Annotated in this window: 11 protein-coding genes; 2 read left to right on the top strand and 9 right to left on the bottom strand. The window is 61.2% G+C overall.

The features are described 5' to 3' along the window. Window positions 1–465: 465 nt before the first annotated feature. The 6 genes from ACSOSP_RS39610 to ACSOSP_RS39585 form a co-directional block, all read right to left on the bottom strand. On the bottom strand, window positions 466–1,086 hold the full coding sequence (locus ACSOSP_RS39610; protein WP_455314457.1) for a nucleoside/nucleotide kinase family protein: 621 nt from the start codon (window positions 1,084–1,086) through the stop codon (window positions 466–468). Window positions 1,087–1,236: 150 nt separating this feature from the next. Beyond that, on the bottom strand, window positions 1,237–2,112 hold the full coding sequence (locus ACSOSP_RS39605) for a sugar phosphate isomerase/epimerase family protein (protein ID WP_455314456.1): 876 nt from the start codon (window positions 2,110–2,112) through the stop codon (window positions 1,237–1,239). Further along, on the bottom strand, window positions 2,109–3,140 hold the full coding sequence (locus ACSOSP_RS39600) for an ABC transporter permease (protein WP_455314455.1): 1,032 nt from the start codon (window positions 3,138–3,140) through the stop codon (window positions 2,109–2,111). The genes ACSOSP_RS39605 and ACSOSP_RS39600 overlap by 4 nt, the downstream gene beginning before the upstream one ends. Next, window positions 3,137–4,150, bottom strand: a complete 1,014-nt coding sequence (locus ACSOSP_RS39595; RefSeq protein ID WP_455314453.1) for an ABC transporter permease — start codon at window positions 4,148–4,150, stop codon at window positions 3,137–3,139. The genes ACSOSP_RS39600 and ACSOSP_RS39595 overlap by 4 nt, the downstream gene beginning before the upstream one ends. Then, a complete protein-coding gene (locus ACSOSP_RS39590; RefSeq protein ID WP_455315383.1) occupies window positions 4,143–5,654 on the bottom strand; it encodes a sugar ABC transporter ATP-binding protein in 1,512 nt (503 codons plus the stop codon). Before ACSOSP_RS39590 ends, ACSOSP_RS39595 begins: the two co-directional genes overlap by 8 nt. A 153-nt stretch (window positions 5,655–5,807) precedes the next feature. Continuing rightward, a complete protein-coding gene (locus ACSOSP_RS39585; RefSeq protein ID WP_455314452.1) occupies window positions 5,808–6,800 on the bottom strand; it encodes a substrate-binding domain-containing protein in 993 nt (330 codons plus the stop codon). Window positions 6,801–7,041: 241 nt separating this feature from the next. Between ACSOSP_RS39585 and ACSOSP_RS39580 the strand changes: the two genes are divergently transcribed. Continuing rightward, the gene (locus ACSOSP_RS39580) at window positions 7,042–8,106 is read left to right on the top strand and encodes a LacI family DNA-binding transcriptional regulator (protein ID WP_455314451.1); all 1,065 of its coding nucleotides are present in this window, start codon (window positions 7,042–7,044) and stop codon (window positions 8,104–8,106) included. Window positions 8,107–8,163: 57 nt separating this feature from the next. Here ACSOSP_RS39580 and ACSOSP_RS39575 read toward each other — a convergent pair whose 3' ends face one another. After that, entirely contained in the window at window positions 8,164–9,072 is a 909-nt protein-coding gene (locus ACSOSP_RS39575; RefSeq protein ID WP_455314450.1) for a pyridoxal-phosphate dependent enzyme, read from the bottom strand. A 374-nt stretch (window positions 9,073–9,446) separates the two neighbouring features. Between ACSOSP_RS39575 and ACSOSP_RS39570 the strand changes: the two genes are divergently transcribed. After that, complete coding sequence (locus tag ACSOSP_RS39570; RefSeq protein ID WP_455314449.1) at window positions 9,447–10,193, top strand: alpha/beta fold hydrolase; 747 nt, start codon at window positions 9,447–9,449, stop codon at window positions 10,191–10,193. Between the two features lie 95 nt (window positions 10,194–10,288). On the opposite strand, the gene ACSOSP_RS39565 is transcribed toward ACSOSP_RS39570, so the two are convergent. Both ACSOSP_RS39565 and ACSOSP_RS39560 read right to left on the bottom strand, forming a co-directional pair. Beyond that, window positions 10,289–11,347, bottom strand: coding sequence for an AraC family transcriptional regulator (locus ACSOSP_RS39565; protein ID WP_455314448.1), 1,059 nt, complete (start codon window positions 11,345–11,347; stop codon window positions 10,289–10,291). Between the two features lie 7 nt (window positions 11,348–11,354). Continuing rightward, window positions 11,355–12,239 (bottom strand): oxidoreductase, encoded by an 885-nt coding sequence (locus ACSOSP_RS39560; RefSeq protein ID WP_455314447.1) that lies wholly within the window; start codon window positions 12,237–12,239, stop codon window positions 11,355–11,357. Window positions 12,240–12,308 lie beyond the last annotated feature (69 nt).

Raw genomic sequence — 12,308 nt, 5'->3', positions numbered from 1 at the left:
GCGGGAGTGGTGCGGTGCGATTGGGTTGAAAATGCTAGCGCTACGGCAGGTTTGCCGTTTTTTTTGCTGCGATGCGATGAGGGACGTTTAAGCGGCGTCGGGCTTTTTGCGGCCGAAAATCGAGGAGACCGAACTTGCGTTGGGAAGATGCCGCGCAGTGGTTTGCTGGTTGCGCGAGGCCGGGTTTACCAGCACTTAAAGACGAGCAACCGCCGTTGACCGCAGGTCAATTCGGGTCGAGGCGGCGTCGTGGTTTCATTTGAACCGCGCGGCGAGGCGCGACGGTCCATCGGAGAAGTGGCTGAGGGAATGCTGCGGGCTGATTGCGGTGCATGCGAAATCTACCGCGCGGCGGTAGTTCGCTTTCTGCAAGTCGCCGTACGGATCGGCGTCGGAGCACGGTTTGCCGTGTCCCGTCTCCGTCCTGGTGCTATGAAATGCAGGTTTTCTGCGCCGTCACATGTTCTACGACGACCATTGGTAGACGAGATCGGCGCGCCCGCGCGTCGTATCAACGAGCGCCGCGTTCACTTCGTCGCTGCGCAGAACCCACTCGCGGGCGGCGTTTTCATCGCGGCCAAACTTCACGTGGCGCGCAATGAGCCGCTTCAGGCGCAACTCTGGATCGACATCGACATACCAGGCTTCGTCGAGCAGCGGGCGAACGCCGCTCCATTGACCCTGCTGCAGCAGCAGATAGTTGCCTTCGGTAATCACTAGCGGCACGTCCGGCATCACCGGGATGGCTCCCGCAATGGGCTCCTCAATTTCCCGGCGGAACGTGGGCGCATAGATCATCTCGTCGTGACGCTGCGCGCGCAGGCGTGCAAGCAAGGCGACGTAACCGGCGCTGTCGAATGTATCCTCGGCCCCCTTGCGCGACGCGCGGCCAAGGCGTTCGAGTTCGACGTTCGCCAAGTGAAACCCGTCCATGGGAACGATGACCGCGCGGCCCGGCAGTGCCTCGAGAATGGCCTCTGCCAACGTTGACTTGCCTGCGCCCGGCGCACCCACCAGCCCAAGAATGCGCCGCCGGCCATCCGCTACAAGCTGCTCCAGTCGCACAAGAAAACGGTCTTCGATCATAGGCACAATCCTGTGTGATTTTATAAATAGGGCGGCGAGCGTCGCCGTTCTTCAAGTGGCTGGGGACGTCAACCACGAAAACGAAGCAGGAACGCAGCGTGAGCGCACTCGTTATCTGCGCTGCGCTGAATCGCCCGGAGAAACCTTCCGCTAATGATGCGCCTTTGCTTTGGCCGCAGCGTTGATGCCGCCAGCCATGAACGCCCGCGCATGCGTGGCCAGGTCCATGCTGTCGTCCCACAGGTTCCGCCAGATCGCCAATGCGTTCGACAACTGCTCGTTCACCACAGTCGACGAGAAGCTTTCGAACGTGACCACGCCCTCATAGCCAATCATGGATAGTGCATGAAAGAACTGTGCAAAATCAATAGTCCCCGATCCCAGGTAGCCCCGATTACTTTCGCCGATGTGGACATAGCCTAAGCGCTTCCCGCATGCCAGCACCGGCTGCATAAAGTCGGATTCCTCGATATTCATGTGATAGGTATCGAGGTGCACCACGACATTGGGGGCATCGACTTCATCCAGCATGGCGAGTGCTTGTGACGCCGTGTTGAGCAAATTGCTTTCGTAGCGGTTCACGACCTCGAGGCCCAGCGTGACATCCTTCTTCAACGCGAAATCGGCAATCCGCTTGAGCGAGTCGACCGCGTTGCGCCTTCCCTGAGCGGTCACCGGCGCGTGATATTTGGCCATTGCACCATACAGGATGCCGCCGAAATATTTGCCGCCGAGTTCCGCGGTAATGCTGACACCCTCTTCCAGCAATGCCAGGCCGCGTGCAACGGACTCCGGGTTATCGCTGGAAACGTCGGCATCAAATGTAAGGCCACGCGAACACCCGATCTCCAGGCCGTGCTCCTGCAGCAGGTCGCGCGTGAGCGCCAGATCCATGACCTTGGGTCCGTGAAGCGACAGCTCGACCAGATCAAACCCCGCTGCCTTGGTCTGGCTGATGACCTTGCGGGTCGACTCCGGCGTCAGGTCGCCGGCCCATACCAATGCATGAACACCGAGCTTATTCATTGAGTCACTCCTCCGGTAACGGTCGCGCGTCTGCGGACCAAAGACTGAAAATAACCGCGTGCCCACGCCCAACGCAGGAACATCACGGCAAGTAAAAACACGCCCCATAAAGCGGTGGCAAGATGCTGGTTGGCGCCGAGCAAGTTCAGGCCGGAGGCTATGACCTGCAGGATGACCAGCGCGATGACAACTGGCACGACGCGCCCAAAACCCCCAAACGGATCCACGCGTCCGAGGAAACAGGCCAGCACGGCGATCAGCAGGAACGCCTCCCCGTGCCCGACGCGCACCGAATTGAAACTGGCCAGCATCACCACGCCGGCAACGCCGCACATCAGGCCGGAGAGCATGTAGATCCGCGTCACTGCGCGCCGGGTGTCGATACCCGAATAACGGGTTGCCTCTATATTCGAGCCAATCATTCGTGTGGCGAAACCGAGTCGCGAGCGGGTCATGACGACATGCCAGAGCGCGGCACACCCGGCGAAGATCCAGAGCGGGACGGGAACGCCGAGCATGAGGCCGTTGCCCAGTTTCAATACGAACGGAGGAAAGCCGGAAATGTCTTCGCCGTGGGTCAGGAATTCTCCGAGGCCGCGTAGAAAGATCATCATTGAAAGGGACACCAGGATCGGGCTCGCGCCGGTGCGCGCAATGATTGCCCCCATGATCCAGCCAGCCGCCGCGCCCGTAGCAAGCGCAGCGCAAATCCCAAGCACGATGGCGCCGGCGCCTGCATCCGCGCCGCCCTGGGCATGCAGCACCCACGCCATTGCGAGCCCGGCTATGTTCGCGGTGAACGTGACGGCCAGGTTGAAGCCGCCGGAGATCAACGGCATCAGCATGGCCAGCGTGAAGAGCCCGAGTTCGGGCAGCTGGAACGCCACCGAAACAAAGGTGCCGGTGGTAAGGAAGCGATCCGAGGCGAAGCTCATGGCCACGATCACAATTCCGAGGAATCCTAACAGGCTGACAACATCGGCTTGCACGAGCGGTACAGCGGAGCGATGCGGTGAGGAGGTATTCATGACGAGACCTTTGCGCGCGGCAGCGTAAATCGCGATCCGAACAGCTTGGCCAGGCCGTCGCTCGATAAGGTGATGGCGATCAGAATGATCGCGCCGATGATCATCTTGAACGCATACGGTGAAATTCCAAGCAGATTCAACCCGTTCGCGGTGATGGCCGTCAGCAGGACGCCAAGGATGGCGCCGAGAATCGTGCCGCGGCCACCGCCAAGGCGCGCGCCGCCAAGCACCACGGCCGCAAGTACATCGAGTTCGCGGCCATACAGCGCGTTGGGCACGACCTCTTGCACATAGTGCGCCTGCATCAGTCCTGCAATACCGGCCATCATCCCGAGCCATCCGAAAGCCACGTAATGCATCGCACCCATGTTGATGCCCACGCGCCGCGCCGCCTCGGGGTTGTCGCCCATGGCGTAGAGTTGCCGGCCGATAGTCGTACGCCGGAGCAGGAACCAGGTGGCCACCACCATGACTGCCATCACCGCGACGGGCAACGCGAGCTCCGCTACGCCGCTCGACGTCCTGAACGAGAGCAGCGAAACACGGTTCATCCACCAGTCCGGCAGGTCGTAGATGGAGACGCCTCCCGTCAGGAACATCAAGCCACCGAAGAATACGTTGAAGGTCGCGATGGTCACGACGATCGATACGATCCGAAAGTGATAAATGATGGTGGCATTGATGGCTCCAAGCAGACAGCCAAACCCGGCGGCCACCAGGAAGCCCAGCGCCCAGTCGCCGCCGCCCAGCCGCATGACGGTGAGCGCGCTCAGGTACTGGACCACGGAGGCGCCCACGGCGAACGAGATGTCGATCCCGCCGGCAATCAGCACGACCAGCAGCCCGGCTGCAAAAATGATGTTGACCGCGCTTTGGTTGAGCAGGTCGAACAGGTTGGGCAGGGTGAGGAACGTTGAAGTCGTGGCGCCGAGCCCGACCACCATGGCGGCGATCACGAGAATCAGCAGGGCCTCGATCGAACCAATCCCCCATTTGCGAAGATCAGGCATGGACGTCTCGCTCGATTTGGTCGATGGTCGTGGCTCCCGGCACGTACTCCGCGACCATGCGCCCATTGCGCATATGCAGAATACGGTCGGCGTTGAAATAGACTTCAGGGATTTCGTCGGAGATCAGCAAGATGGCCATGCCCTGCTCGGCGAGCTTGTGGATGATGGCAAAGATGCCGGCTCGCGCACCCACGTCGACCCCTACCGTCGGCGAATCCAGGATCAGCAGTTTCGGGTTCGTCGCCAGCCATTTGGCAAGCACGATGCGCTGCTGATTGCCCCCGGACAGCGTTGAGACGGCATCGTCCGGCTTGCCGATCTTGACCGCCAGTTGCTGGATCCAGTCGTGAATCAGGGCATTGCGTTTGCGAGGAGCGATCAGATGCGCGGCGTCGAGCAGATCGTCCAGCACGGCGGCAACGGTGTTGTCGCCAATAGACTGCTGCTGTACCAAACCTAACTGAAGCCGATCTTCGGAAACGTAAGCGATGCCTGCCCGGATCGCGTCGCGATTCGAACCCAGCGATAGCTTTTTTCCATCGAGGCTGACCGTCCCGGCAGCCGCGCGCGTCATGCCGAACAACGACAGCGCCAGTTCTGTTCGACCTGCGCCAAGGCGGCCGGTGAGGCCAAGAATCTCGCCCTTCTTCACGCAGAAGGAGACGGCATCGTATTCATTGCGCCGTGACAGGCCCTCGACGTTTAGCACGATGGGCACAGCGGATAAGTCCGTGGTCCGCACCGCATAATCGAATGTGCGGCCGGTCATGAGTTCCGTGAGACGAGTTTGCGTCATGCCCGCGGTCGGGAACGTGCCGACATATTGCCCATCACGCAGCACAGTCACGCGCGTACATACGTCGAGCACTTCGGCAAGCCGGTGACTGACGAACACGACTGCGATCCCGTCAGCCGAGAGGCGGCGCACAATCGTCAGCAGTGCTTTGGTTTCGGCGTGACTGAGCGATGCAGTCGGTTCATCCATGAACACAAGCCGGGCATCGGCGACGAGCGCGCGGGCGATCGCCACGATCTGCCGCTGGGCGATCGAGAGCGAGCGCACGGAGCGGCCGAGGTCAATCGCAACGCCCAAACGCTCAAGGATGCGGCGAGCCGCGATTTTCATCTGGCCGTAGTTCACCAGGCGCGGACGCGGACCGAGGTTGCGTTCGAAGGCAATGTTCTCGGCCACGGTCATCTCGGGAAACAGCGCGAGGTCCTGCCAGATCACTTGAATTCCGAGGTCCCGGGCCTTCGACGGCTCCAGGCCAGCGATCGATTGCCCGTCCATCAACATGACGGCGTCGGCTTCGGGCTGATAGACGCCGCTGATCACCTTGATCAGCGTGCTCTTGCCGCAGCCGTTTTCTCCGGCCAGGCACACGACCTCGCCTGGCATGACGTCGAACTTCACCGCCTGCAGCGCCTTTACGCCACCGAATACCTTGGTGATATTTTCAAGCTTGAGCAGGGGCGTGTCGCCAATGTCGACAGCCGCCGGCATCTCGCTCGTGTCGCCTCGCGGGGGCGCGAGGCGGTCCTTCGAAGCCGCTGGAACCATGAAAACACTCCGATGCCACCAATACCCGGCCTGTCCGCTCAAGCGAGGGAAAGCCTCAGCCGCCCCTCACCCTTCCTGGGAAACTGACGATCGCGTTCAGAGCCCCATCTTCGCGAGGTCGTCGACGGTTTTCGCGTTGAGATCCACGAGTTGATCGACGATCAGGTTATGGCCGTCGGGATGGACGACCCCCAGGCCTTCGATCTTCGTACCGTCCTTGATCGGCTCACCCTTGGCGACCATCACACCCAGGGTCACGAACACTTCGCCGGCAATCTCGGGATTCCACATATAGCCGCCGGTCAGCACGCCATCGTGCACGAGGCGCTTGCCCTGTCCCGGCGAGAACGGGCCGAGCACGAGGATATTTCCTTGTTCATGCTTCTCGGCAACCGCACGGGCCGCGCCGATCGGGCCCTGGCTCCCAAAGGCGAGGATGCCCTTGAGATTGGGATGCGCACGCATCAGGTCGAGCGCGGTCTTGCGCGACGCGTCGACATCTTCGGCAACACCGTAGCGGTCGCCGACCAGTGTCATGCCGGGATCGTTCGCCTTGAGATAAGCGATTGCCGCATCGGCCCACGCGTTATGCAAAGGCACGGTCAGCGATCCGACAAAGACAGCGTATTCGCCCTTGCCGCCCAACGCGGTCGCCATGCGCTTTGCGTACGCTTCGCCGAAGCCTTTGACCGACGCCAGTTCGAAGTCCCAATCGGTATTCTTCTGCTTCGGCGACTCGTGCGTGATGACCTTGATGCCCGCGGCGCGTGCCCGTGCCAGGACCGGCTCCAATACCTCGGCGTCATTCGGCACAACGCCGATCACATCCACGTGCTGCGCGATCAAATCCTCGATCGCCCGCACCTGCAGCGCAGGATCCGCGCTCGTCGGGCCGACCATGAATGCCTTGACGCCGAGTTGCTCCGCTCGCTTCTTGATGCCGGCGTCCATGGCGTTGAACCACGGAATTCCGCCGATTTTTACGACTACTCCAATGACTGGCTTGTCAGGCGATGCCATAGCCAGGCCTGTTGCCAACGCGAATGCAGCGACGCCTACGCACAGAGCGCGTACCAAGTACCTTGACATGTCTCCTCCGCCTGGACTTGCGTGAGCTCTCGCTCGGGCGAAGTCCGTTGGTTTGATTGTGGACAATTTGCCGGGTCACCGAATTTTTTAGCATTTTGCTAAATCCATTCAGCTAATGACGGGACCGATGCTGAATCCATTTAGCTTGATGGTCAACTCTCGAATACCCTAGTATGGTTTCCGGTCGAAGCAGGTCAGCCTCCTGGTGACGATGCAACGCAAAACGCAAGGGGAAATTCAGATGGTCCGCAGTAGCAAGGGACGTAAGTCCACGATCTACGATATTTCCGAGGCGACCGGCACGTCGGTCACGGCGGTGAGCATGGTGCTGAACGGCAGTTGGATGCGATATCGCATCAAGGAGGAAACCGCCAACCGCATTCTGGAGAGCGCGCAGCAGCTCGGGTACAACGTCAACATGCGGGCCAGAGGGTTGCGGCTCTCGCGTTCCGGGCTCGCCGGGATGATCCTTCCGCACTATCGCAATCGTTTTTTTGCAGGGCTTGCGGAGACCTTCGAGGAACAGGCGAGAAGCCGGGGTCTGTGCCCTATCGTCGTCAGTACGCAGCGGAATCCGGCGGTCGAGACAAGCGTCACTCAGACGCTGCTGTCGCAACGAGTCGAAGTGCTCTTCATTGCCGGTGTGCGCAACCCTACGCCTCTCAATTCATTGTGTGCGGCGGCAGGCGTGACGTGCATCAATGTCGACTTGCCCGGCTCGGGTGCACCATCGGTCGTCTCGGACAACCGCGGCGGCGCTCGAGCGCTGACTGAAGTGTTGATCGATAAGATGAGGGCGCAAGGTGGTGTTCCCGAAGAACTGGCCTTTCTCGGCGGCGTGGCCGGCGAGTACGCCACGCAAGAGCGCATTCTTGGATTCCGTGACGCGTTCGAAGCCAGCGGCATGAGCCCGGCGGCCGATGCGGTGGATTGCTGCGGATACAACGCCTCCGCTGCGCGACAAGCGCTTGCTCATGGCTACGAGAGCCTTGGCAGGCTGCCGGCTGGTTTGTTCATCAATTCGATTACCGCATTCGAAGGGCTGGTGCAGTTCACGTCGCAACTGTCCCGGGATGCGTTGCAATCGACGGTTGTCGGGTGCTTCGACTGGGACCCGTTCGCTGCGCATCTGCCGTTTGAGGTGACGATGATGCGGCAGGACGTGGATAAAATTATTTCGGAGGCCTTTGCACTTGCCGATAACCATGACGCGGCGGGTAGCTTCCCTCTGGTCGTCGTGCCGACCGGCTTTGGAGACGCGATGGACGAGGACGATCTGGCGAGCAGGCACAAATACGATCGGTGAGCGTTGCGTTGGCGTGTTTGTTTTTTCACAGCACGACGCGTCCCCGGGATGAACGAATCAGCTCGCCCAGTCCGCCACCATCCGCGCATCGACACTGACTCCGCCGCACACCACGATCACCACATCGTGCGCTCCGGCAATCGCCGGGTGATCGAGGTACCCGACAGCAAGCGATACGCCGCAAGCCGGTTCCACCAGCTGCCGATGGTCATCGGCGAAACGCGTCACGCCCATGATTGCATCGGCATCGGACAACACCACCGACTCGTGCGGAAACTGCTTGATGGCGTCGACTGGCCAGCTTGCCACCTGAAGCGCGGCAAGCGACTTGGCGATGCTGTCGATGCGATCCAGTTTGACCGGATGCCCGGCATCGAGCGCCGCGCGAAATGACGCCGCGCCTGTCGTCTCGCACGCGATCACACGGCAATCCGTGCGGCCGTGGCGCATCAAACCCGTCAGGATACCGGCGAGCAGACCGCCCCCGCCCACGCTGGCCACAACCGCATCCACTTGCGGCAGGACAGTGACAATCTCGTCGATCATCGTGCTATGGCCTTCCCACAAGACTGGATGATCGAACGCCGGCACGTACTCGACTTCATCGGACGCCGATAGCGCCAGCGCATGCTCGTTCGCTTCGTCCCAGACATCGCCGTGCACGATCACGGTCGCACCGAGCGCGGCGATGCGCTTGCGGGTGCTTTCAGGCGTTGTGGAAGGGACCACGATCTCAGCCTGCATGCCCAGCAAGCGCGCTACAAATGCAGTCGCAAAACCGGCGTTGCCGCCCGACGGGCAAACCACGCGGCGCTTGCCGGCCCCTTTCGCGCGCGAGCACAGCAAGCCCATCCCCCGCATTTTGAATGAGCCGCTGGGCTGGAGGTTTTCGAGCTTGAGCCAGATACGGCGCGTGGACGTTGACAGGCCGGGATGCAGGATCAACGGGGTTTCGATGTGAAGCAAGATCGGTCCTTTTCAAACGGGAATGGCGGAACCAAGCGGTGGCCATGAGGCGCGCGGCTGGCTTTAAGTGTCATAGTTTATTGCAGGCTGGGGATTTTATCGTTGTGCGTCGTGGGGCCTGGTGAAATTAGCTCTTTGGATAGGCCCGCACAAGCGCGTGAATTCGCGCGCCGCCCGCGACGTACGGCCAGGTTTTGTGAGAGTTTCGCCTGATTTTTCGTGCTCCGCTAAATGGCTGATTGCGTACCGGCCGGCTGCGAGTCGCGCTAGTATTCGTCCAGCCAGATGCCTGCATCAACGGACAAATCTGACTCGTATTTGATATGCCTGCCGCTCAATTCGTATCACTAGAAATACCTGAGGAACCGAAGAAGATGGACAAAGCAACACCGCTCGTCATGATTCACGGCTTGATGGGATCTATCGCGTATTTTTCACCCGATGCACGGATGCGTGGAACAGGCGTTCATACGCCCGATCTGATCGGATACGGCTCACATGCAAACGCCGATGCTAACTCGATTACGCTCGACAATCAGGCAGCATCGGTTATCCGATATATGGAAGAGCAAGTCGGAGAACCAAGCTGGTTGCTGGGCCACAGTGTCGGCGGAGCCGTTGCAATGCTGGTCGCAGCAAAAGCACCGACGCTGGTGCGTGGACTCATCAGCGTCGAAGGCAACTTCACGCTTGAAGACGCCTTCTGGTGCCGGAAAATCGCCACGCTCAGTGATGAAGCGTGGAGCGCCGAACATCGACGCATGCTCGCCGATCCCGCCGCGTGGCTTCAAAACAGCGGCGTAACACTCAGCCCGCAGCGGATTGCCTGGGCCAACGATATCCTTCGCAACCAGCCTCGTTCAACCATCGCGGCGATGGCTCGTGCAGTGGTGAAAGAAACGGGCTCGCCGGAGTTCCTTGAGCACGCTCGCGCGGCAGTCGCCATGGGGACGCCGATCCACTTGCTGGCAGGAGAGCGTTCGGCACCGGGGTGGGATGTACCGGACTGGGTCAGGAGCGCGTCGCTAAGCTACTTCGTCCAGCCCGACACTGGCCACATGATGATGCTCGAGCAACCAGAGGCATTCTGCGACATTGTTTGCGCCATGATCGAGCGCTGACGTAACCGCGCACCGGGATGAAGCTTCGTCCCGTGGCGAATTTAATATTAGCGGCGGCTCACGGAACACCACCATCATCTGATCAGCATTCCGAATCAAACAACGGGTTCTGTGAACGACCTGTCGCGACTAACCCCCTCGTTTCCCCTCCATCGCTGAGGCGTCATCCCTTCCCACTGGTTGAACGCCCGGGAAAACGAGTTGACCTCTTCAAAGCCCAAAAACCACGCAATCTCGCCAGCCGCGAGATCGGTGCTACCCAGCAAGCGGCGCGCTATCCGGTTGCGCACGCGGTCGAGCTGCTGCTGATAACTTGTTCCATCGAGTGCAAGCTTGCGTTGCAGCGTGCGTGTGCTGATCCCCAGCTCACGCGCCAGCGCTTCAATGCTAGGACGCTGGCCACGCATGCTCCGTGCGAGAACGGCATCGACGTGATCGGTGAAGGTTTGCTCGCGGGCAAGCGCGGCCAGTCCGGCATCGAGTTGCGGCAGCACAGCGGCGAGCAAATCGACGTTATGCGTCACGAAGGGTAGCGCGAGCGTTGCCGCATCGAATACGAGCACATCGTTCGGGGCATCGAACACGATCTCGCAGCCATAGTGGCGCGCGAACATCGCCCGGTTGGCCGGCCGACGCGTCAGCTCCACGCGACGCGGTTTGACCGCGATACCCGATCCGCGCCGCGCCAAGGCGAGCGCTGACGCGAACATCGCGTCAGCCAGCAGGTCGGGGACGAAGCCATCGGCAAGTAACCAGCGAAACGTCACGGCCGCCTCGTCACGCTGCACGGTGACCACCACCTCCTCCGGACAACTCAGCCGCTTGTAACGGCCGAGCTTCGCCAGCGCCTCGCCGAAATTGGCGGAATGCAGCGCCGCAAGCGACATGGCGTCGAGCTGCCCGTGCGAGGTTTCAGCGCCAATACGCAAGCCGATGGCCGGGTCCCCGCTCACCTGCGCGATAGCCTCCCACAGCGCGAAGTATTTCTGCGTCGTCAGGCGCATCCGGCCCCGCTGGGTATTCGACATCGCCGTCGCCGTCGCCGGCAAGGGCAGAGGCAAGCCGGCCGCCCGGAATGTGCGCGACACATCGACACCCAGCGTCTCGAGCCGTGCGAACAATGCGGGACTGACCGGAACGCCATCGGTTTTCATACGCTTTTCATTCCCTGACCGGCTGCTTCACGATCTCGAGTTTATCGACCAGCCCGCGCCATTCGGCGGCATCGCCGGCATCGGTCGAGAGGCTCACGTGACGCCATTTGGCATCCATCGCACCGCGCGCTTCATGCACTTGTCCCGCAATATGCACCGCGTCGCTGCCGAGCAGCAATCGCAGCGGCGCTTCGTCCAGTCCAGCTATGCCGAAGATCGCTTGCGCTGCTTTCGCCGGATCGCCCACTGGACGGTGCGACGCGCGGTATTCGAGCAAGGGCGAAATGCTTGCGGCGTAGTCCGGGCCCGGCGTATGGATGGTCATCGACGAACCGGCCCAATCCGTGCGAAAGCCGCCCGGCTCGACGATCGTCACCTTGACCCCGAACGGCGCGACTTCCTTCGACAACACCTCGGAAAACCCCTCCACGGCCCATTTCGCCGATTGATACGCGGCGAGGCCGGGCGAACCGACGCGTCCGCCTATCGATGAAATCTGGATGATATGGCCGCTGCGCTGCGTGCGCAGGACCGGCAAAGCGGCGCGCGTCACGTTGACGACGCCGTAGAAATTGGTTTCCATCTGCGCGCGGAAATCGGCGTCATCGCCTTCCTCAATCGACGCGATGTTGCCGTAACCCGCATTGTTGACAACGACATCCAGGCGGCCGAACGCCTCCACGGCCTGCTGCACAGCGGCCCGCGCTGAAGCCGGATCGGTCACGTCGAGCGCGACAGCGCGCACGCGCTCGCCGTACTGCGCGACGAGCGCGGCCAGATCCTCGGGACGGCGCGCAGTCGCCACCAGGCGATGACCGGCGGCCAGGACGGCCTTCGCCAATTCGTGACCAATACCGCGGGAACTGCCCGTAATAAACCAGACTGAAGACATGAGTGCTTCCTTTAACGGTGAACGAAAAGTGCTGCGTTCACCGGATTCTAGAAGCACGCTCCCCGTGGT

Source organism: Caballeronia sp. KNU42 (genome assembly GCF_053760385.1).
This window is presented reverse-complemented; position numbering and strand designations above follow the sequence as displayed.